This window comes from Pseudomonas sp. W2Jun17, from assembly GCF_023127795.1.
Lineage (GTDB): Bacteria > Pseudomonadota > Gammaproteobacteria > Pseudomonadales > Pseudomonadaceae > Aquipseudomonas > Aquipseudomonas synxantha_A.
On the sequence record NZ_SPKO01000007.1, the window covers coordinates 110,827 to 131,584 of the forward strand.

Consider the following 20,758-nt stretch of genomic DNA (forward strand, 5'->3'; position numbering starts at 1 on the left):
AGGAGGCATCATGCAGCTCGTGCACACCCCACAACACACACAACTGTCGCTGTTCGAGGCCTTTATGGCCCAACCCCTTGCGCCCATCCTCAAGGAAACGGTCGAAGCCCCCTGGGGCGGTGAACCTGAGGCGTTCAGTGAATTGTCGTTGCGCGGTGCAGCCGAAAGCTGCCTGAACCTGCTGGCGCCAATTCTGCGCGAATTGAGCGAAGACCAGGACGCACGCTGGCTGACGCTGATCGCCCCGCCCGCCAGCCTGACCCAGGCCTGGCTGCGGGACGCCGGCCTCAACCGCGAGCGCATCCTGCTGTTGCAGCCACGGGGAGCGCAGAGCGCCCAGCAGTTGACCTGTGAGGCCTTGCGTCTAGGCCGCAGTCATACGGTGGTGAGCTGGTTGAATCCGTTGAATGCGAGCGCCAAGCAGCAACTCATCAGTGCCGCACGTACGGGCGACGCTCAGAGTTTGAATATTCGTTTGGGATAAAACTACAGCTTGGCTTGCAGTGATCGGGCTTGGAAGCCCCCTCACCACAAGACTCAGTGAAGTACGCGCGGGCCGTCGTCCTTCTCCGGTTCGCCTTCAGCCAGGCGACCTGCCATCTGCACGCCCACGCTCAACATGGCTTTAGCCACTTCCACGTGCTGCCCCTGCAGGAACACTTTGGCATCTTCGGAAAAATCCAGAATAACCAGAGAACCTTCGTCCTCAGCCCGGCGCAGTTCGATTCGGCCATCAGGCAGTTCAACAATTTCCAGAAAGGACGTTGGCATAAAAGTCTGTTCTCCACGAAAGGCCGAGATTATATCAGTCATCCACCCAGCCTCGCAGAGGAACCGGGCAGGTTTCTTTACGGCTTGATGAATGGTGCCCGGCGAGCGCCGACCTTCAGCACTCGTTCAACCCCTCACGAAAACGCAGCGCCATCTTTTTCAGCTCCTGGCGCCAGCCTTCCAACTCTTCGCGCCCCAAGGGCTTGGGCTCATCCTGTTCCAACGCCACGGCAACGATCAGCGGCTGGGTGACATCGCCCTTGGGCACATGGGGAATACGTGGTGGATGGAACATATCGGCATGGGCCTTGAGCAGCCGTGCCACCCAACTGTCAGGGCTCTGGGCCATTTCCACCAGCTCGGCCAACTCAGGGATCGCCATCGAATCGAGCACTTCACGATTCATGATCATTTCTGCACGGGGGGCACCCGCCTGGGGCAAGCGGTAGAACCCTGCAATTTCATGACACAGCCCCAGCAACGCGCCATAGAGATGGAACAAGGCCGCTTCGCGTCCCGCCTGCACCAGCGCGATGGCATTCATCTCCTTCCCTTCCTCTGCACGGCCAAGGGCGTCCAGGGATAAACCCGCGAAGTAAATTTTCTGATTGGTACGGGTATAGAGTTCGTTGGCCATGACGGCAATCTCCACAACGAATAGGCGTGATGCTGGCTGAACAGTGTCACGGATCAGCCGAACGTACTGCAAGTGCAAATGTGGGAGGGGGCTTGCTCCCGATGGCGGTGGGTCAGTTACAGATGTATCAACTGACACTCCCTCATCGGGGGCAAGCCCCCTCCCACATTTGGATCTTCAGCGCATCCGACGGATCAAGCGCCCTGGCGCTTGTCCTCGACCTTCCACTTGCCGCCGTCGTAGAACGCTTTCCAGCCAGTAGGCTTGCCGTCCACTTCGGTCTGCACGTACTGCTCCTTGGTCTTGCGGCTGTAGCGGATTACGGCTGGGCGACCATCCGGGTCCTTCTTCGGCGCTTCACACAGGAAGTGGTACTTCGGATCGATCTCGTCCTTGTGCGGCACGATCTCCATCACCAGCGGCGCACGGGTCTCGCGGTTTTTCGGGAACTGGCTGGCAGCCAGGAACAGCCCCGAAGCACCGTCACGCAGGATGTAGGTGTCGTTGACCTTTTCGCACTTGAGCTCCGGCATCTTCACCGGATCCATCTTCGGCGGCGCCGCATCACCGCTTTTGAGCAGTTTGCGCGTGTTCTTGCAGGTAGGATTGGTGCAGCCGAAGAACTTGCCGAAACGGCCGGTCTTGAGCTGCATCTCGCTGCCGCACTTATCGCATTCCAGGCTCGGACCTTCATAGCCTTTGATGCGGTAGGTGCCCTCTTCGATCTCGTAGCCATTGCAATCGGGGTTGTTACCGCAGATGTGCAACTTGTGCTTCTCGTCCAGCAGGTAGGCGTCCATCGCCGTGCTGCAGATCGGGCAGCGGTGCTTGCCACGCAGCACCAGCGACTCGGATTCACCCTCGTCATCAGCCGCGATTTCATCGCCCGGCACCAGGTTGACGGTCGCCTTGCAGCGCTCTTTGGGCGGCAGGCTGTAGCCTGAGCAACCGAGGAACACGCCCGTGGAGGCGGTACGAATCTGCATTGGTCGACCGCAGGTGGTGCACGGAATATCCGTCATCACCGGCTGGTTGGCGCGCATACCGCTCTCAGGGTTCTCGGCTACTTCGAGTTTTTTCTTGAAGTCGCCGTAGAACTCATCCAGCACGTTTTTCCAGTCGCGTTCGCCCTGGGCCACGTCATCGAGATTCTCTTCCATGCCGGCGGTGAAGCCGTAGTCCATCAGGTTGGAGAAGCTCTCGGACAGGCGCTCGGTAACGATATCGCCCATCTTTTCCGAATAGAAACGACGGTTGTGCAGCGCGACGTAGCCACGGTCCTGGATGGTAGAAATGATCGCTGCATAGGTCGACGGGCGACCGATACCGCGCTTTTCCATCTCTTTCACCAGGCTGGCTTCGGAATAACGCGCCGGTGGCTTGGTGAAGTGCTGGGATGGGTCGAGCTTGATCAGCTTCAACGTATCGCCCTGGGCCATGTCCGGCAGCACGTCGTCATCGCCAGGCTTGGCGATTTGCGGCATGACACGGGTGTAGCCGTCGAACTTGAGGATACGGCCCTTGGCGCGCAGCTCGAAGTCGCCAGCGCCCACACTGACAGTGGTAGACAGGTATTGCGCCGGCAGCATCTGGCAGGCCAGGAACTGGCGCCAGATCAGCTCGTAGAGGCGCTCAGCGTCACGCTCCATGCCGCTCAGCTTGGCGGGCGTGGTGTTGGCGTCGGAAGGACGAATCGCTTCGTGAGCCTCTTGTGCGCCTTCCTTGCTGCTGTAGACGTTCGGCTTCTCCGGCAGATAGGTCTTGCCGAACTCGCTTTCAATATACGTGCGCGCCATCGCCACCGCGTCTTGCGACAGGTTGGTGGAGTCGGTACGCATGTAGGTGATGTAACCGGCTTCATACAGACGCTGGGCCATCATCATGGTCTTCTTCACCCCGAAGCCCAAGCGGTTGCTCGCGGCCTGTTGCAGGGTAGAAGTGATAAACGGCGCCGACGGCTTGCTGCTGGTCGGTTTGTCTTCGCGCTTGACGATGCTGTAGCTGGAGGCCTTGAGCTTCTCCAGCGCGGCCATGGCCTGGGCTTCGTTCAGCGGCTTGAAGGCCTCGCCTTTCTCGCGGGCCACTTCAAAGCGCACGTTGGCGCCCTTGGCGGTGCCGAGATCGGCGTGCACTTCCCAATATTCTTCGGGGTTGAACGCACGAATCTCACGCTCACGCTCCACCACCAGCTTCACCGCAACCGATTGCACACGGCCGGCGGACAAACCACGGGCAATTTTCGCCCACAGCAGTGGCGAGACCATGTAGCCCACGACGCGGTCGAGAAAGCGACGGGCCTGCTGGGCGTTGACGCGGTCAATATCCAGCTCGCCCGGCTTGGAGAAGGCTTCCTGGATGGCTTTCTTGGTGATTTCGTTGAACACCACACGCTTGTAGCGGCTGTCATCACCGCCGATGGCTTCGCGCAGGTGCCAGGCAATGGCTTCCCCTTCGCGGTCCAAGTCCGTCGCGAGATAGATGGTGTCAGCATCCTTGGCGAGCCGGCGCAGCTCTTCGATGACCTTTTCCTTGCCCGGAAGGATTTCGTACTTGGCCTTCCAGCCATGGTCCGGGTCCACACCCATGCGCGAGACCAGCTGCTTGCGCGCTTTCTCTTTAGGGCTGAGCACCGGACCTTCGCCCGCAGCCGCCTTGCCGCGCTTGGCGGCAGGCTCCTTGCTGGCGCTAGCCGAACCGCTGGTGGGCAGGTCTCGGATATGGCCGATACTCGACTTCACCACGTACTCGTTGCCCAAGTACTTGTTGATGGTCTTGGCCTTAGCCGGGGATTCCACAATGACCAGCGATTTGCCCATGGATCGGAAAATTCCTGAATTCGAGAAGTGAAAGGCAGTTGGCGCCTGTCGCGGCAACGCTATATATAGTGGCAACAAGGTGAGGTCAAGCGCAGCATTCTGCGCGACCTGCCGTTATTGCCCTTTAAAAAGACTGGGTTCGGCCTGGACCAAAGCAAAGCGCGGGACCTGCTCGCCGTCAACTTCAACGGTCTCCAGGAACATGCTCAAGGGACGCACCCAAAAGCCGTATTCGCCATACAGTGCTTGGTAAAACACCACTTCTTCTTCGGTTTCGGAGTGCCGTGCCACGCTGAAAACGCGGTACTGCGGCCCCTTATAATGTTGGTAGAGCCCTGGTTCAACTTTCATGCTCTGCCCCTCGTACAAAATTTGTTGAAAAAAAATATTAAAAAGTTCCAAAAAACAAAAACCGGGGCACTTGGCCCCGGCTTCCGTCAACCGAACGTTTAGACGCGTTCGAAGACGGTGGAGATGCCTTGGCCGAGACCAATGCACATGGTAGCAACCCCGAGGTTGCCGCCATTTTGCTTCATCACGTTAAGCAAAGTGCCGGAGATACGTGCACCGGAGCAACCGAATGGGTGGCCCAGGGCAATCGCACCGCCGTGCAGGTTAACCTTCTCGTTCATCTTGTCGAGTACTTTCAAATCTTTCAGCACTGGCAGGGCCTGTGCGGCGAAAGCTTCGTTGAGCTCGAAGAAGTCGATATCGGAGATGGAAAGGCCCGCGCGCTTCAAGGCTTTTTGTGTGGCCGGCACTGGACCATAGCCCATGATCGCCGGGTCCACACCTGCTACCGCCATCGAACGGATCACGGCCAGCGGCTGGATACCCAGGTCCTGGGCACGCTGCGCCGACATCACGATCATGCACGAAGCACCGTCGGTGATCTGCGACGACGTACCGGCTGTCACGGTGCCGCCCTTTGGATTGAACGCAGGCTTCAACGCCGCGAGGCTTTCCAGGGTGGTGTCCGGACGAATGGTTTCGTCGTAGTCGAACAGTTTCAGGAAACCGTTCTCGTCGTAGCCGTTCATCGGGATGATCTCATCCTTGAACTTGCCTTCCACGGTCGCCTTGTGGGCGAGCTGGTGGGAACGCAGGCCGAACGCGTCCTGGGCTTCGCGAGTGATGCCGTGCATCTTGCCGAGCATTTCTGCGGTCAGACCCATCATGCCCGAGGCTTTTGCAGCGTACAGCGACATGTGCGGGTTGGGATCGACGCCGTGCATCATGCTGACGTGGCCCATGTGCTCCACGCCGCCGACCACGAATACATCACCGTTGCCGGTCATGATCGCTTGTGCAGCGGTGTGCAGCGCGCTCATCGACGAGCCGCACAGGCGGCTGACGGTCTGGCCGGCTGCGGTGTGCGGGATCTGAGTCATCAACGACGCCATGCGCGCGATGTTCCAGCCCTGCTCCAGGGTCTGGTTAACGCAGCCCCAGATCACGTCTTCGACTTCGTTCGGGTCAACCTTGACGTTACGTTCCAGCAGCTTGCTGATCAGGTGCGCCGACATGTCTTCAGCGCGGGTGTTGCGGTGCATGCCGCCCTTGGAGCGGCCCATCGGAGTACGACCGAAGTCGACAATCACGACGTCTCTTGGATTCAAGCTCATAAATATTCTCGCTCTAGTCGATTGGGCGCTTAACCGAAGAAGCTCTGGCCATTCTTGGCCATTTCACGCAGCTTCGCGGTCGGGTGGTACAGCGGGCCCAAATCAGCGTATTTGTCAGCCAGGGCAACGAACTCGGCCACACCGATCGAATCGATGTAGCGCAGTGCACCACCACGGAATGGAGGGAAACCAATACCGTACACCAGGCCCATATCGGCTTCGGCGGCGGTTTCGACGATGCCGTCTTCCAGGCAACGCACGGTTTCCAGGCACAGGGCGATCATCATCCAGTTGATGATGTCCTCGTCCGACACCTCACGCTGTTCGTAGATGACCGGAGCGAGCACTTCGTGCACCGACGGATCGGCGACTTTCTTCTGCTTGCCCTTCTTGTCGGCCTCGTAGGCGTAGAAGCCCTTGCCGTTCTTCTGGCCCAGGCGCTTGGCCTCGTACAGCGCGTCGATCGCCGAGCGGCGGTCGTCTTTCATGCGGTCCGGGAAGCCCTCAGCCATCACGTCGCGGCCGTGGTGGCCGGTGTCGATGCCGACCACGTCCATCAGGTACGCCGGGCCCATGGGCCAGCCGAATTTCTCCATGACCTTGTCGATGCGCACGAAGTCCACACCGGCACTGACCAACTTGGCGAAACCGCCGAAGTAGGGGAACAGCACGCGGTTGACCAAAAAGCCCGGGCAGTCGTTGACCACGATCGGGTTCTTGCCCATTTTCTTGGCGTAGGCAACGGTGGTGGCAACGGCCAGCTCGCTGGACTTCTCGCCACGGATCACTTCCACCAGCGGCATCATGTGCACCGGGTTGAAGAAGTGCATGCCGACGAAGTTTTCCGGACGCTTGAGGGCCTTGGCCAGCAGCGAAATGGAAATTGTCGAGGTGTTGGAGGCCAGGATGGTGTCATCTTTGACCTGAGCTTCCACTTCAGCCAATACCGCCTGCTTGACCTTCGGGTTCTCGACAACCGCTTCGACCACCAGGTCGACGTGGCCGAAATCGCCGTAGGACAGCGTAGGACGAATGCCATTGAGCACTTCGGCCATTTTTGCAGCGGTCATACGACCTTTATCAACGCGGCCCACCAGCAGCTTGGCGGCTTCGGCCAGGCCCTGCTCGATACCGTGCTCGTTGATGTCTTTCATCAGGATCGGCGTGCCTTTGGACGCCGACTGATAGGCGATACCGCCGCCCATGATACCGGCGCCGAGTACGGCAGCCTGTTTCACGTCCTTGGCAATTTCGTCGTAGGCCTTGGCCTTTTTCTTCAGTTCCTGATCGTTCAGGAACAGGCCGATCAGGCTCTGGGCCGCCGAGGTTTTCGCCAGTTTGACGAAGCCTGCCGCTTCCACTTCCAGGGCTTTGTCACGACCGAAGTTCGCGGCCTTCTGGATGGTCTTGATCGCTTCAACCGGGGCCGGGTAGTTCGGACCGGCCTGGCCTGCCACGAAACCTTTGGCGGTTTCGAACGACATCATCTGTTCGATAGCGTTGAGCTTGAGTTTTTCCAGCTTCGGCTGACGCTTGGCCTTGTAGTCAAATTCGCCGCTGATGGCGCCCTTGATCAGGTTCAGCGCGGCTTCGGCCAGTTTGTCCGGAGCCACCACTGCGTCGACGGCACCGACCTTCAGTGCGTCCTCGGCCTTGTTTTCCTTACCGGCGGCGATCCATTCGATCGCATTGTCGGCACCGATCAGGCGCGGCAGGCGCACGGTACCGCCGAAGCCCGGGTAGATGCCCAGTTTGACTTCCGGCAGGCCGATCTTGGCGGTCGCGGACATGACACGGAAATCCGCTGCCAGGCACATTTCCAGGCCGCCACCCAACGCAATGCCATTGATCGCGGCAACGGTCGGCACGTTGAGGTCTTCGAAATCGCTGAAGATCTTGTTGGCTTCGAGGTTGCCAGCCACCAGCTCGGCATCGGGCAGCTTGAAGTTGTCGACGAATTCGGTGATGTCAGCGCCGACGATAAACACGTCCTTGCCGCTGGAGACGATCACGCCCTTGACCGAAGCATCTGCTTTGATGGTGTCTACGGCCTGACGCAGTTCGTTCAGGGTTAGACGGTTGAACTTGTTGACGGACTCACCCTTGAGGTCGAATTTCAATTCGACGATGCCACTTTCAAGAGCCTTAACCGTGATGGCTTTACCTTCGTAAATCATCAACTGATCTCCACGATATGGAAGCTGAACAGTACACACCGGACGCTGGTCGCTGGTTTGACATTGACAGTTGCATCAATGCTCACGCCAATCAGCCAGGCACACCCGCCAGTGCGATAGTCGGGATTCTGTACGAGTCGTCTGACAGGCAAACGCTCAATTCATACGCCCGTTTGATTTGGGTACGCCACCTTCATCCAATTCCGAGCAATTGTCAATCGCTCCAAAGGCTAGGAAAAACGCGACTTTCCAGTCATTTCAGAACCCGGACCACAGGCAGGCAACCCGTCAATATTCAAATATTCACAAGATCAATAATAGAAAAGATGTGGGAAGCGGCTGTACAGAAAGGGACATACGGCTAGGCTAGCGGGAACTTGCAGATTTACCGGCCTGCCTGGCCACCTCCAGCCCGATGATGAAGTCGGGCTTTTTATTGCCCGGCCTCTGTAGGAGTGTCAGGCCAAGGCCCTGAGCAACGCATCAATATCCTTCAACACACTCATGTCGCCCTTCTCGCCCCAGTACAAGGCGATCATCTGCTTGTCGGCCTCGACCTTGTAGACGTTCGCCGGCAGCGTCGCAAAATACGGCAACAACTTTTCATCCACACACTCTTCGCGCCATTGATTGACCCACACACCCGGCTCCAACTGCCAGTAACTCCAGATGGCCGGCGTGCTCCCACGCCGCGGTCGACAGTACTGCGCACAAGGGCTCGGCGGCTCTTGCTTGAGCCAGTGCGGCCATTCCTGGGGCGCCAACTGCATGGCCAGGCCGATGCGGCGTGCCTCCATGCGCAGGGCCATGCGCCCGCTCTGCCCACGCGACGGGCGCAGCCAGGCCAGGGGGCTTAAAACCACCGCAAGGATTGACACCACTATCCACACCGTCATATGTGTACTCCCGAATTTCTAGATGAGCGGATTTGACCTGACGCAACCCCATCCGCTTGAAAGCAGCCATACTGAACTTATTGCAGTCCCTTGGAGGAACGCCTCATGCCCTACAAACATATTCTGGTCGCTGTCGATCTGACCGAAGAGTGCGATCCGGTGATCAAGCGCGCGCAGGAATCCGCATTGGCCAATGGCGCCATACTGTCGCTGGTGCATATCGTCGAGCCCATGGCCATGGCCTTTGGCGGTGACGTACCGATGGACCTTTCCCAGTTGCAGCAACAACAATTCGACCAGGCCAAGGAGCGCCTGGACCGTTTGATTCTCAAATACCCGCACCTGAAAAAGGAAGACTGCCACCTGACATACGGCCAACCGCGTCAGGAAATCCACCACTTGGCCAAGGAAAAGGCCTGTGACCTGATCGTGGTCGGCAGCCACGGCCGTCATGGCCTGGCACTGTTGCTGGGCTCCACCGCCAATGATGTATTGCACGGCGCGCCTTGCGATGTACTGGCCGTCAAACTGGCAAAGAGTTCGTAAGACCGATGAAGGTCTAATGTGGGAGCTGGCTTGCCTGCGATAGCAGCCTGTCAGTTGATGCATCAGGTGGCTGTTACACCGCTATCGCAGGCAAGCCAGCTCCCACAGTTGAATCGCATTTCATATTAAAAAGCCCGGCGCTCATAGAAGAGTGCCGGGCTTTTTTATTGCGGTGCGATTACTCAGGCATCCAGCTCGGCCCAACGCTCAACCAACGCTTCCAGCTCCTGGTTCAACGTCTCCAGGGAAGCGATGACCTTGGCGGTTTCAGCCGCGGGTCGCAGATAGAAACCGGCGTCAGCCATTTCAGCTTCGACCGCAGCAATCTGCTGTTCCTTGGCGTCGATCTCACCCGGCAAGGCTTCCAGCTCACGCTGCAGCTTGTAGCTGAGCTTCTTCTTGGCCGCGGGTGCAGCTTCCTGGGCCGGTGCAGCCTCTTGCACAGGAGTCACCACCGCCGAGGTCAGGTCGGCCTTGCCGGACTTGCTCTCGGTCACGCCCAGCAGACGTGGCGAACCACCCTGACGCAACCAGTCCTGGTAACCACCGACGTATTCGCGCACCTTGCCTTCACCTTCAAAGACCAGGGTGCTGGTGACCACGTTGTCGAGGAATTCCCGGTCGTGGCTGACCATCAGCACAGTGCCGTTGAACGTCAGCAGCACTTCTTCGAGCAACTCGAGGGTTTCCACATCGAGGTCGTTGGTCGGTTCGTCGAGCACCAGCAGGTTGGCCGGTTTGCTGAACAGCTTGGCCAGCAGCAAACGCGCGCGCTCACCACCAGACAGGGCCTTGACCGGCGTACGCGCACGTTGCGGGCTGAACAGGAAGTCGCCCAGGTAGCTGAGTACGTGGCGGCTCTGGCCGTCGATGTCGATAAAGTCGCGACCTTCGGCGACGTTGTCGATCACGGTCTTTTCCAGGTCCAACTGGTGGCGCAACTGGTCAAAGTAGGCCACATCGATGCGCGTGCCCTCTTCCACCTTGCCGCTGGTCGGCTGCAGACCGCTGAGCATCAGCTTGAGCAAGGTGGTCTTGCCGGTGCCGTTGGCGCCCAGCAGGCCGATACGGTCGCCGCGTTGCAGGACCATGGAGAAGTCCTTGATCAGGAACGGGCCGTCCGGGTGATGGAAGCTGACATTCTCCAGCACCATTACCTGCTTGCCCGACTTGTCGGCGGTGTCCAGCTGGATATTGGCCTTGCCGGTACGCTCGCGGCGCTCACTGCGCTCCACGCGCAAGGCTTTCAAGGCACGCACGCGGCCTTCGTTACGGGTGCGACGGGCCTTGATGCCCTGGCGGATCCAGACTTCTTCCTGGGCCAGCTTTTTGTCAAACAGCGCGTTGGCGGTTTCTTCGGCAGCCAAGGCGGCTTCCTTGTGCACCAGGAAGCTGGCGTAGTCGCCGTTCCAGTCGATCAGGCCGCCACGGTCCAGCTCGAGGATGCGCGTGGCCAGGCTCTGCAGGAAAGCACGGTCGTGCGTGATAAACAGCACGGCGCCCTGGAAGTCCTTGATGGCTTCTTCAAGCCAGGCGATGGCGCCGATGTCCAGGTGGTTGGTCGGTTCGTCGAGCAGCAGCAGGTCCGGCTCGGACACCAGGGCCTGGGCCAGCAGCACACGGCGACGCCAGCCCCCGGACAATTCGGCGAGGGTCTTGTCGGCCGGCAGTTGCAGGCGGCTCAGGGTGCTGTCCACCAGTTGCTGCAAGCGCCAGCCGTCACGGGCTTCGAGGTCTTGCTGGACGTGCATCAGCTTGTCCAGGTCTTCCTCGGTGACGCAGTTCTGCGCCAGGTGATGGTATTGCGCGAGCAACTCGCCGACGCCGTCCAGGCCTTCGGCAACCACGTCGAACACTGTCCGTCCGTCGGCCACCGGCAATTCTTGCGGCAATTCGCCGATCTTGAGGCCCGGGGCACGCCAGACAGAGCCGTCATCAGGCTTCTGGTCGCCTTTTACCAGCTTCATCATGCTGGACTTGCCGGTGCCGTTGCGGCCGATGATGCACACCCGCTCACCACGGGCGATCTGCCAGGACACCTTGTCCAACAACGGCATGGCGCCGAAAGCAAGGGACACATCGCTGAATTTGAGCAGGGTCATACGCTTCTCCAAAAACTGGGCGCGCATTCTACCTGACTTGAGGGTGGGATGCGGTCGGCATTTTCTCTATTGACACGTTCTGTAGGACATTTCCGGCGAACTTGAACGAACCAGACGGCAAAGCTTTCGCGGGCCGCTGGCAAAAGGCTAAGCTAGGGGCAATCAGTGTCGGCAGTGCCGGTGCTAGTCGTGATTTCTCTGCACGGACGTCTCATGCGCAGTCGCCTTTTCAACTTTTTATCTTGTCTGCTTCTTTCCGCCACTGCCGTTCAAACCGCCCAGGCGGTGGACCTCACCACCCAACGTCAGTATTACGATCAAGCCAAACGCGCCCTGGCCAAGGGCGACAGCGGCCCGTACATGCAATACAGCCAGGCCCTGGCCGACTACCCGCTCACGCCGTACCTGGCGTATGACGAGCTGACTGCACGCCTGAAAACCGCGAGCAACGAGGAAATCGAACAGTTCCTCGCCAAACACGGCGACCTGCCCCAGGCCAACTGGATGAAACTGCGTTGGCTGCGCTGGCTGGCCGAGCGTGGCGATTGGCAGACCTTTGAAAAGTACTACGACACCAAGCTCAATTTCGTCGAGCTGGACTGCCTGCATGGCCAGTACCAGCTCAGCCACAATCTGAAGGCTGAAGGCTACAAGACCGCCGAAAAGTTGTGGATGACCGGCAAATCCCAGCCCGCCGCCTGTGACGCCACCTTCGGCCAATGGGCCGCTGCCGGCCAACTGACCGAACAGAAGATTTGGGACCGCACCAAGCTCGCCGCCGAAGCCCGCAATTACGCGCTGGCCAACAGCCTGGTGAAGACCCTGCCAACCCTCGGCGTCCAAGGCCGCCTGATGGTGGATGTGGCGCAAAAGCCTGACATGCTCAGCGATCCGTCACGCTTCCTGCCGGCCACCGAGGCGATGTCTGACGCCGTCGGCCTGGGCCTGCGCCGCCTGGCCCGCCAGGATCCGGACAAGGCCATGGCCCTGCTCGACGGCTACGCCAGCAGCATGCACTTCTCCCGTGACGAAAAGGTGTCGATTGCCCGCGAGATTGGCCTGACCCTGGCCAAGCGCTTCGACCCACGTGCGCTGGACGTGATGACCAAGTACGACCCGGAACTGCGCGACAACACCGTGTCCGAATGGCGCCTGCGCCTGCTGTTGCGCCTGGCACGCTGGGAAGATGCCTACCAGTTGACCCGCAAACTCCCTCAAGACCTGGCCACCACCAACCGCTGGCGCTACTGGCAGGCCCGCAGCCTGGAACTGGCCGAGCCGAAAAACCCGCAGGCCCTGGTGCTGTACAAAAACGTGGCTAAGGAACGGGACTTCTACGGTTTCCTTGCTGCTGACCGTTCCAAATCCCCTTACCAACTGAACAACAAGCCGCTGGTGATGAGCCAGGCATTGGTCAACAAGGTCCGCAATACCCCCGGGGTGCGCCGCGCCCTGGAGTTCTACGCCCGTGGCCAGATCGTGGACGGTCGTCGCGAGTGGTACCACGTCAGCCGGCACTTCAACCGTGACGAGATGGTCGCCCAGGCCAAGCTGGCCTACGACATGAAGTGGTACTTCCCGGCGATCCGTACCATCAGCCAGGCGCAGTACTGGGACGACCTGGACATCCGTTTCCCGATGGCGCACCGCGACACATTGGTGCGCGAAGCCAAAGTGCGCGGCCTGCATTCAAGCTGGATATTTGCCATTACCCGTCAGGAAAGCGCGTTTATGGACGATGCCCGCTCCGGCGTTGGCGCCAGCGGCCTGATGCAACTGATGCCCGGCACCGCCAAGGAAACTGCACGCAAATTCAGCATCCCCCTGGCCTCCCCGGCCCAGGTGCTGGACCCGGATAAAAATATCCAGCTCGGCGCCGCCTACCTGAGCCAGGTGCACAGCCAGTTCAACGGCAACCGTGTGCTCGCTTCCGCCGCCTACAACGCCGGCCCCGGCCGCGTGCGCCAATGGCTGCGCGGTGCAGACCACCTGAGCTTCGATGTGTGGGTTGAAAGCATCCCGTTCGACGAAACCCGCCAGTATGTGCAGAACGTGCTGTCTTATTCGGTGATCTACGGGCAGAAGCTCAATTCACCGCAGCCGCTGGTGGATTGGCATGAGCGGTACTTCGACGACCAGTAAGGCACTGAACCTGCTTCCAATGTGGGAGGGGGCTTGCTCCCGATAGCGGTGGGTCAGCAACAAAACTGCTGATTGACACTCTGCTATCGGGAGCAAGCCCCCTCTCACATTGGTATTTCTGCAATGCTTGTGGCGCTAGTGATCTGCGCTGAACTGCAGCGCCGCCAACCGCGCATACAGTGGATTGCTCGCAATCAACTCCTGGTGCGTGCCCACCGCCACCAGTTTGCCCTGATCCATCACCGCTATTCGATCGGCATTCTTGACGGTCGCCAGACGGTGAGCGATCACCAGTGTGGTTCTTCCTTGCATCAATTGCGGCAGTGCTTGCTGGATCAGGTGCTCACTCTGCGCGTCGAGGGCGCTGGTGGCTTCGTCCAGCAGCAGGATCGGCGCGTCGACCAACAAGGCGCGGGCGATGGCCAGGCGTTGGCGCTGGCCGCCAGAGAGGCCCATGCCACCGTCGCCGAGGTGGGTCTGGTAGCCGTCGGGCATCTGCAGGATGAAATCGTGGGCGTGGGCGATGCGCGCAGCGGCTTCGACCTGGGACATGGTGGCGGACGGGTTGCCGTAGCGAATGTTGTCCTCGACGCTGCCGAAAAACAGCGCCGGGCTCTGGGACACCAGTGCAAAGTGGCGACGCAGGTCCAGGGGGTCCAGCTCGGTCAGCGGGCGGCCTTCGAGCAGGATGCGCCCTTGCTGGGGATCGTAGAAGCGCAGCAGCAGGTCGAAGATTGTCGATTTACCCGCGCCTGATGGGCCTACCAGCGCCAGGGTTTCGCCGGGATTGATGGTCAGGTTCAAGCCATCAATGGCGTAACTGTCCGGCCGTGAGGGGTAGCAAAAGCGCAGATCTTGCAGCTCCATGCGGCCACTGACCCGCTGCGGCAAGCGTTCGCTGCCATCGGCCGGCGCCTGGATGTCGTTGCTCGACTGCAACAGCTCACCGATACGCTCGGCCGCACCGGCAGCGCGCTGCAACTCGCCGAGCACTTCGCTCAGAGTGCCAACCGCACTGCCGACTATCAGGCTATAGAACACAAACGCCGCCAGCTCACCGCCGGAAATGCGCCCGCTGATCACGTCCATGCCGCCTACCCATAGCATCACGCCCACGGCGCCGAGCACCAGCATGATCACCAGGGTTATCAGCCAGGAGCGTTGCAGGATGCGTTTACGTGCGGTGGTGAACGCGTCCTCCACGGTAACAGCGAAACGCTGTTCGTCCTGCACCTGGTGGTTGTAGGCCTGCACCGTTTTGATCTGGCCCAAGGTCTCGGCGACATAGCTGCCGACGTCGGCAATACGATCCTGGCTCAGACGCGACAGGCTGCGCACCCGGCGCCCGAAGATCAGGATCGGCGCCAGTACCAGCGGCAGCGCCACCACCACGATGCTGGTGAGCTTGGGGTTGGTGATGAACAGCAACACGATGCCGCCGATGACCATCAGGGCGTTGCGCAGGAACAGCGACAGCGATGAGCCGATCACCGATTGCAGCAACGTGGTATCGGTGGTCAGCCGCGACTGGATCTCCGAGCTGCGGTTGTTCTCATAGAAGCCTGGGTGCAGGTAGATCAAGTGATTGAACACTTGCCGGCGAATATCGGCCACCACGCGCTCGCCAATCCACGACACCAGGTAAAACCGCGTGAACGTACCCACAGCCAGGCCCAGTACCAGCACCATGAACAAGCCGATGGACTGGTTGAGCAAGTGCGGTGACTGGGTCATGAAACCCTGGTCGACCAGAAGGCGAATGCCCTGCCCCATGGACAAGGTGATGCCGGCGGTGACGATCAGCGCCAGCAAGGCGCCCAGGGCCTGCCAGCGGTAGGGCGCAATAAAGCGGCTGGCCAGGCGGATCGCACGGCGTTGACGGGTTGAGAGCATGGAAGGCACCACCAATGAGGAATCTGTACTTCAACATTGGGGGAACTTGCGCAAATAACAATGAGTCAGGTTAATTATGCCCGCCGATACAGGCCGCTAGAGGCTATCGGTCTAAGACTCATCTGGAAATATGTACCGGTTTCTGGTGGACTGGGTGTTCGAACCGATGAGCGTGCAAGGAGTTGTAACAGCGCGTTCATGCGGGGGATTTAAGATAGGTACACAACCTGATGAGGAGACAGGCCATGACCTTGCAAGATAGCAGCAACGCCAAGATTGAAGTGATCCGCCAGCAGCAGGTGTTGCCTTGCTCGTATATCGATGCCAAGGGCCGCGAGGTGCAGATTACCGAAGAGATGATCCAGCAAGCCTGCAGCGAGCTGGAACAGCGACTGGTCAAACCTGCCCAGCAAGGCTGAAGTGCCCACGCTCTTTCAAACCCGGCCCAGGTGGCCGGGTTTTTTATGGGTGTTTACAGCGTTTCAGCGCCCAGAGCCGAAACGATAGCCGACAGCGCCGTCGACTCGCCCTTGATGCGCACTTTCAGGCCATCTATCTCACGGCGCTGCGGGTAGTGCTTGCGCAGCAAATCGAAGGACTGGCGCTGCTCCTGCACGGTCCCCACCAGGCTGCGACGAAAATCTGCATCATCACGGCGCGGGTCGTACACGCTGCGGCACAGGGCCGCCAGTGCCCAGGCCGGATCGGTTGAAGCGTTAAGGTGGACTTCGTCCAGCCACGGTGCCGGCAATAAATCACTGAGCTGAACGCTCGGTTCGTGGCCCAGGTGCGCGCAAAATGCCTGGTAGATCTGCGCGGTGCCGCGCTGCTTGCCATCGAGGCTGTAGCCGGCGATATGCGGCGTGGCCAGCACGCACAGGTCAGCCAGGTCGACGTCCACTTGCGGCTCGCCTTCCCACACATCCAGCACCGCTTGCAGGTCTTCACGGGCCAGCAGCACCTCGCGCAGCGCGGCGTTGTCCACCACCGCGCCACGGCTGGCGTTGATCAGCCAGGTGCCGGGCTTGAGTTGCTCCAGGCGCTGGCGGTCGAATAAATGCCAGGTGGCGCCATTGCCGGACTTGATCAGCGGCGTGTGCAAGCTGATCACATCGCACTGCTCGATGATCTGTTGCAGGCTGACGTAGTCGCTGTCCTCGGCGATCTGGCGCGGCGGGTCGCACACCAGCACGTTCCAACCCAGGCCCTTGAGGACCTTGACCAGCCGCCCGCCCACCTCACCGGCACCGACGACACCGTAGGTGCGCGAGCCCAACTCGACGCCTTCGATTTCGGCCAGGGTGTGCAAGCTGCCGAGTACGTAATCCACAACCCCCCGCGCATTGCAGCCAGGCGCGCTGGCCCACTGGATGCCTGCCCGCTTGAAAAAGTCCAGGTCCAGATGGTCGGTGCCGATGGTGCAGGTGCCGACAAAGCGTACGTTGCTGCCTTCGAGCAGGGCACGGTTGACGTTGGTCACCGAGCGCACCAGCAGCACGTCGGCCTGCTCGACGGTAGCGCGGTCGATGGACCGCCCAGGCACGCGGCGAATCTCGCCAAACCCCTGGAAAAAGTCATCAAGCAGCGGAATATTTTCGTCGGCAACAATCAGCATGGCAGGCTCCTTTGGCGGATCAGCAGTGTACAGGCATGGGATTCAACTAACACAACAGATCCCTGTGGGGCTGCATTACAAATCAGCAACACAGGTTTTTTCCTGACCACTGCGTCAAAGCGTAGAATCCGCCGTCCTTGCGACTGCTTTTTTATTGGACACCTGTACGTGAACACTGCCACCGCTACCCTTTCCCGCCCAGCCCGCATCAGCCGGGAAGTGCGCGGCCTGCTGACGCTGGCCTTGCCGATCATGATCGGCCAATTGGCAACTACTGCGATGAGTTTTGTCGATGCGGTGATGGCCGGGCGTGTCAGCCCCCAGGACCTTGCGGCGGTCGGCCTGGGTAACTCGATCTGGATCCCGGTGTACCTGCTGATGACCGGCACCTTGCTGGCCACCACGCCGAAAGTGGCCGAGCGCTATGGCGCGGGCAAACTCACCGAGATCGGGCCGTTGGTGCGCCAATCGTTGTGGTTGGCCGTGGTGGTCGGCCTCTGCGGTGCGGTGCTGTTGCTGTGTGCCGAGCCGATCCTGCATGCGATGAAGGTCGAGCCAGACCTGATCGAGCCGTCCATGGGTTACCTGCATGGCATCGCCGCGGGGATGCCGGCAATTGCGCTGTATTACGTGCTGCGCTGCTTCAGTGATGGCCTGGGCCGTACGCGGCCGAGCATGGTCATGGGCCTGTGCGGTCTGGCGCTGAATATTCCGCTGAACTACATCTTCATCTACGGCCACTTCGGCGTACCGGCCATGGGCGGCGTGGGTTGCGGCTGGGCCACGGCCATTGCGATGTGGGTGATGATGCTCGGCCTGGCTGGCTGGACGCGCTGGGGCCCGGTGTACCAGAGCAGCGAACTGTTCAAGCGCTTTGACTGGCCGAAATGGGCGGTGATCAAACACATCCTGGGCATCGGCCTGCCGATTGGCGTAGCGATCTTCGCCGAGTCGAGCATATTCGCGGTGATTGCCCTGTTGCTTGGCAGCCTGGGCGCCACCGTGGTTTCCGGCCATCAGATCGCGTTGAATGTCAGTTCTTTGGTATTCATGATCCCCTACTCCCTGAGCATGGCCGTGACCGTGCGCGTCGGCCAGGCCCTGGGGCGTGGCGAACCGCGTGAAGCGCGCTTCGCCGCCGGGGTCGGCATGGGCACTGCACTGGCCTATGCGTGCCTGTCGTGCAGCCTGATGCTGGTGTTTCGTGAGCAGATCGCGGCGATCTACACGCCCGACCCGGTGGTCATCCACCTGGCGTCGATGCTGATTGTGTTCTCGGCGCTGTTCCAGTTCTCCGACTCGATTCAGGTCACTGCCGCCGGTGCTTTGCGCGGCTACCAGGACACCCGGGTGACCATGGTGCTGACCTTGTTCGCCTATTGGGGCGTGGGGCTGCCGGTGGGTTATGCCCTAGGGCTGACCGACTGGCTCGGCGAACCCAGCGGCCCAAGCGGTTTATGGCAAGGGCTGATCGTGGGTTTGAGCTGTGCGGCGGGGATGTTGCTGGTGCGCCTGGCGCGCAGCGCACGCCGGCGCATTCGTGCCGAAAAGGCGCTGGCTTAATCGGCTTTCTTGCGGATCCAGTACAGGTAGGTGCCAGCATCTTCCTGTTGATCCACCAGTTCGTGGTCAAGAAACACGCAGAATTTGGGAATATCACGACGGGTCGACGGGTCGGTGGCGATCACCTTGAGCAAGCCGCCCGCCGGCAGGTCACGGATGTGCTGGTGCAGCATCATCACCGGCTCCGGGCAGTTGAGGCCGGTGGCGTCGAGGGTGCCGTCTACGGGTAAATCAACACTCATACTTCACTCCTGAAACAGGCCCGCTCTTATGTGGGAGCGGGCTTGCCCGCGATGACGGGGGCACATTCAACATAGATTTTGACTGTTATACCGCTTTCGCAGGCAAGCCAGCTCCCACAATTAATATCAGCGGCTTTTGGATTTCTTTACGTCCACCAGACGGCGCAGGTGACATGTCACTTCTTCGCGGTCGTGGTACAGCTGCTTGCAACCGATTTCCACCCGTATGCCACGCGCCTTGAAGCCCTCTTCGATGCGTTCGAGCAGGCGCTTCACTTCGGCGTAACGCTGCTTCATCGGCAACTTCAGGTTGACCACTGCCTCACGGCAATGCCCCTCGCCGATCCAGGTTTCCAGCAGCGCCGCGTTGCGCGCAGGCTTCTCGACGATATCGCAGACCATCCAGTCCACCGGCTGCTTGGGCACGAAGGTGAAGCCATCAGCCATCAAGTGCTGCACCAGGCCGGTGTCCATCAGGCTTTCGGCCATGGGGCCGTTGTCGATGGCGGTGACCAGCATGCCACGGTTGACCAGTTGCCAGGTCCAACCGCCCGGCGCTGCGCCGAGGTCGACGCCGGTCATATCACCGTGCAGGCGCTCGTCCCATTGGTCACGGGGGATAAAGTGATGCCAGGCCTCTTCCAGCTTCAAGGTCGAGCGGCTGGGCGCGTCACGCGGGAACTTGAGGCGCGGGATGCCCATCGGCCACATTGCCGAGTTGTTCGACTCGGCCAGCCCCATGAACACTTCGCGGCCGCTCTTGAAGGTCAGCAACAGGCGCGGCTTGCTCGGGTCGTCCACCAGCTTGCCGGCGCCCAGCAGGGCTTTGCGCAGGTGCACTTCGAATTTTTTGCAAAAGTTGGAGAGTTCCTTGCCGTCATTGGTGTCGACCATTTCCAACCACAGGCTGCCGCACACCGGAAAGTCGCGCAGGTGGGTAAGGATCACGCTGATGCGGTCGGTTTCCGGCAGGTCGATAAACACCCCGCGTGCCCACTGCCTTGGGAAGATCAGCTCGGCGAAGCGCTGGCCGTGCATCAAGCGCTGGGCGCCGTCTTCTTCCGTGCAGACAAATTCGGCGCAGGCGCTGCCGGTCTTGGCCTTGGCGTAGCCGGACACGTTCAGGCGCGCGGCGTGTTCCGCGATCTCGGAACAGACTTCGCCTTCAAAACCCGGGCGGCAGTGCATAAAAAGGGTGTTCATCTACTCTCCTGGTGAATCGACTGACCTTGCGCTATCGCAATGCCTGTCATGAAAACGCGCGCATGATAGCCGAGTTCGGAACCTTGGGCTCGGCGATAGAGTCCAGTTATTAGCCTGCTAATGAAAACAGCGCTAACGTGTTAGCTCTGTTCGTCCCGCCAGGTCCGTGGCCGTGCGGACCATAAGGAGTCATGTAATGTCATCCCTTGATAGCCTGAGAACCCTTAAGACACTGCAAATAGACAGCAAGACCTACCACTACTTCAGCCTGCCCGAAGCCGCCAAGAGCCTGGGTGATCTGGACAAGCTGCCGATGTCGCTCAAGGTACTGCTGGAAAACCTGCTGCGCTGGGAAGATGCCAAGACCGTTACCGGCACCGACCTCAAAGCCATCGCCGCCTGGCTCAAAGAGCGCCAGTCGGACCGCGAGATCCAGTATCGCCCCGCCCGCGTGCTGATGCAGGACTTTACCGGGGTGCCCGCGGTGGTCGACCTGGCCGCCATGCGCGCCGCCGTGGCCAAGGCCGGCG

General features: G+C 60.3%; 17 protein-coding genes and 1 pseudogene. 6 read left to right on the plus strand and 12 right to left on the minus strand.

Going from position 1 to position 20,758, the window contains the following annotated elements; all coding sequences use genetic code 11:
• The first annotated feature begins 10 nt into the window (after positions 1-10).
• Positions 11-484: an SOS-induced cell division inhibitor SulA gene (sulA, locus tag E4O98_RS03695; RefSeq protein WP_005786162.1), complete on the plus strand. Its 474-nt coding sequence runs from the start codon at positions 11-13 to the stop codon at positions 482-484.
• 53 nt (positions 485-537) lie between these two features.
• Here sulA and E4O98_RS03700 read toward each other — a convergent pair whose 3' ends face one another.
• The 7 genes from E4O98_RS03700 to E4O98_RS03730 form a co-directional block, all read right to left on the minus strand.
• Entirely contained in the window at positions 538-771 is a 234-nt protein-coding gene (locus tag E4O98_RS03700; protein WP_005786160.1) for a hypothetical protein, read from the minus strand.
• A 115-nt stretch (positions 772-886) separates the two neighbouring features.
• On the minus strand, positions 887-1,408 hold the full coding sequence (locus E4O98_RS03705; protein ID WP_032877217.1) for a DUF6586 family protein: 522 nt from the start codon (positions 1,406-1,408) through the stop codon (positions 887-889).
• Between the two features lie 194 nt (positions 1,409-1,602).
• Positions 1,603-4,224: a type I DNA topoisomerase gene (topA, locus tag E4O98_RS03710; protein WP_005786156.1), complete on the minus strand. Its 2,622-nt coding sequence runs from the start codon at positions 4,222-4,224 to the stop codon at positions 1,603-1,605.
• A gap of 114 nt (positions 4,225-4,338) precedes the next feature.
• Complete coding sequence (locus E4O98_RS03715) at positions 4,339-4,575, minus strand: DUF1653 domain-containing protein (RefSeq protein WP_032803813.1); 237 nt, start codon at positions 4,573-4,575, stop codon at positions 4,339-4,341.
• Between the two features lie 98 nt (positions 4,576-4,673).
• Complete coding sequence (gene fadA, locus E4O98_RS03720) at positions 4,674-5,849, minus strand: acetyl-CoA C-acyltransferase FadA (RefSeq protein ID WP_005786153.1); 1,176 nt, start codon at positions 5,847-5,849, stop codon at positions 4,674-4,676.
• A 29-nt stretch (positions 5,850-5,878) separates the two neighbouring features.
• Positions 5,879-8,026 carry a fatty acid oxidation complex subunit alpha FadB gene (gene fadB, locus E4O98_RS03725; RefSeq protein ID WP_005786151.1) on the minus strand — a complete coding sequence of 716 codons (2,148 nt, stop codon included), beginning with the start codon at positions 8,024-8,026 and terminating at the stop codon, positions 5,879-5,881.
• A 458-nt stretch (positions 8,027-8,484) separates the two neighbouring features.
• A complete protein-coding gene (locus E4O98_RS03730) occupies positions 8,485-8,922 on the minus strand; it encodes a hypothetical protein (RefSeq protein WP_032877219.1) in 438 nt (145 codons plus the stop codon).
• A 105-nt stretch (positions 8,923-9,027) separates the two neighbouring features.
• On the opposite strand from E4O98_RS03730, the gene E4O98_RS03735 reads away from it, so the two are divergent.
• Positions 9,028-9,468 carry a universal stress protein gene (locus E4O98_RS03735; protein WP_005786147.1) on the plus strand — a complete coding sequence of 147 codons (441 nt, stop codon included), beginning with the start codon at positions 9,028-9,030 and terminating at the stop codon, positions 9,466-9,468.
• Between the two features lie 182 nt (positions 9,469-9,650).
• Here E4O98_RS03735 and E4O98_RS03740 read toward each other — a convergent pair whose 3' ends face one another.
• Entirely contained in the window at positions 9,651-11,570 is a 1,920-nt protein-coding gene (locus tag E4O98_RS03740) for an ATP-binding cassette domain-containing protein (RefSeq protein ID WP_032877220.1), read from the minus strand.
• Positions 11,571-11,783: 213 nt separating this feature from the next.
• Here E4O98_RS03740 and E4O98_RS03745 point away from each other — a divergent pair, with 213 nt between their 5' ends.
• Positions 11,784-13,712 (plus strand): transglycosylase SLT domain-containing protein, encoded by a 1,929-nt coding sequence (locus E4O98_RS03745; RefSeq protein WP_005786144.1) that lies wholly within the window; start codon positions 11,784-11,786, stop codon positions 13,710-13,712.
• A gap of 135 nt (positions 13,713-13,847) precedes the next feature.
• Here E4O98_RS03745 and E4O98_RS03750 read toward each other — a convergent pair whose 3' ends face one another.
• On the minus strand, positions 13,848-15,614 hold the full coding sequence (locus E4O98_RS03750; protein WP_223018569.1) for an ABC transporter transmembrane domain-containing protein: 1,767 nt from the start codon (positions 15,612-15,614) through the stop codon (positions 13,848-13,850).
• 236 nt (positions 15,615-15,850) lie between these two features.
• Here E4O98_RS03750 and E4O98_RS03755 point away from each other — a divergent pair, with 236 nt between their 5' ends.
• Positions 15,851-16,024, plus strand: a complete 174-nt coding sequence (locus E4O98_RS03755) for a PA1571 family protein (RefSeq protein ID WP_057013325.1) — start codon at positions 15,851-15,853, stop codon at positions 16,022-16,024.
• A 53-nt stretch (positions 16,025-16,077) separates the two neighbouring features.
• On the opposite strand, the gene pdxB is transcribed toward E4O98_RS03755, so the two are convergent.
• Positions 16,078-17,220: a 4-phosphoerythronate dehydrogenase PdxB gene (gene pdxB, locus E4O98_RS03760; RefSeq protein WP_248134177.1), complete on the minus strand. Its 1,143-nt coding sequence runs from the start codon at positions 17,218-17,220 to the stop codon at positions 16,078-16,080.
• A 168-nt stretch (positions 17,221-17,388) separates the two neighbouring features.
• Between pdxB and E4O98_RS03765 the strand changes: the two genes are divergently transcribed.
• Positions 17,389-18,783 (plus strand): MATE family efflux transporter, encoded by a 1,395-nt coding sequence (locus E4O98_RS03765; protein ID WP_248134180.1) that lies wholly within the window; start codon positions 17,389-17,391, stop codon positions 18,781-18,783.
• Here the strand turns inward: E4O98_RS03765 and tusA are convergent.
• Together tusA and rlmM are read right to left on the minus strand one after the other, a co-directional pair.
• Positions 18,780-19,025, minus strand: coding sequence for a sulfurtransferase TusA (gene tusA / locus E4O98_RS03770; RefSeq protein WP_032877224.1), 246 nt, complete (start codon positions 19,023-19,025; stop codon positions 18,780-18,782). The genes E4O98_RS03765 and tusA overlap by 4 nt on opposite strands.
• Before the next feature lie 126 nt (positions 19,026-19,151).
• On the minus strand, positions 19,152-20,228 hold the full coding sequence (rlmM, locus tag E4O98_RS03775) for a 23S rRNA (cytidine(2498)-2'-O)-methyltransferase RlmM (RefSeq protein WP_078820619.1): 1,077 nt from the start codon (positions 20,226-20,228) through the stop codon (positions 19,152-19,154).
• 196 nt (positions 20,229-20,424) lie between these two features.
• Here rlmM and E4O98_RS03780 point away from each other — a divergent pair.
• Positions 20,425-20,758: pseudogene (locus E4O98_RS03780) on the plus strand (aconitase family protein); the annotation flags it as partial.

Bases quoted from the DNA above. Each gene is read 5' to 3' on its own strand.
- sulA (WP_005786162.1), top strand. From the start codon at position 11: ATGCAGCTCGTGCACACCCCACAACACACACAACTGTCGCTGTTCGAG.
- E4O98_RS03700 (WP_005786160.1), bottom strand. From the start codon at position 771: ATGCCAACGTCCTTTCTGGAAATTGTTGAACTGCCTGATGGCCGAATC.
- E4O98_RS03705 (WP_032877217.1), bottom strand. From the start codon at position 1,408: ATGGCCAACGAACTCTATACCCGTACCAATCAGAAAATTTACTTCGCG.
- topA (WP_005786156.1), bottom strand. From the start codon at position 4,224: ATGGGCAAATCGCTGGTCATTGTGGAATCCCCGGCTAAGGCCAAGACC.
- E4O98_RS03715 (WP_032803813.1), bottom strand. From the start codon at position 4,575: ATGAAAGTTGAACCAGGGCTCTACCAACATTATAAGGGGCCGCAGTAC.
- fadA (WP_005786153.1), bottom strand. From the start codon at position 5,849: ATGAGCTTGAATCCAAGAGACGTCGTGATTGTCGACTTCGGTCGTACT.
- fadB (WP_005786151.1), bottom strand. From the start codon at position 8,026: ATGATTTACGAAGGTAAAGCCATCACGGTTAAGGCTCTTGAAAGTGGC.
- E4O98_RS03730 (WP_032877219.1), bottom strand. From the start codon at position 8,922: ATGACGGTGTGGATAGTGGTGTCAATCCTTGCGGTGGTTTTAAGCCCC.
- E4O98_RS03735 (WP_005786147.1), top strand. From the start codon at position 9,028: ATGCCCTACAAACATATTCTGGTCGCTGTCGATCTGACCGAAGAGTGC.
- E4O98_RS03740 (WP_032877220.1), bottom strand. From the start codon at position 11,570: ATGACCCTGCTCAAATTCAGCGATGTGTCCCTTGCTTTCGGCGCCATG.
- E4O98_RS03745 (WP_005786144.1), top strand. From the start codon at position 11,784: ATGCGCAGTCGCCTTTTCAACTTTTTATCTTGTCTGCTTCTTTCCGCC.
- E4O98_RS03755 (WP_057013325.1), top strand. From the start codon at position 15,851: ATGACCTTGCAAGATAGCAGCAACGCCAAGATTGAAGTGATCCGCCAG.
- pdxB (WP_248134177.1), bottom strand. From the start codon at position 17,220: ATGCTGATTGTTGCCGACGAAAATATTCCGCTGCTTGATGACTTTTTC.
- tusA (WP_032877224.1), bottom strand. From the start codon at position 19,025: ATGAGTGTTGATTTACCCGTAGACGGCACCCTCGACGCCACCGGCCTC.
- rlmM (WP_078820619.1), bottom strand. From the start codon at position 20,228: ATGAACACCCTTTTTATGCACTGCCGCCCGGGTTTTGAAGGCGAAGTC.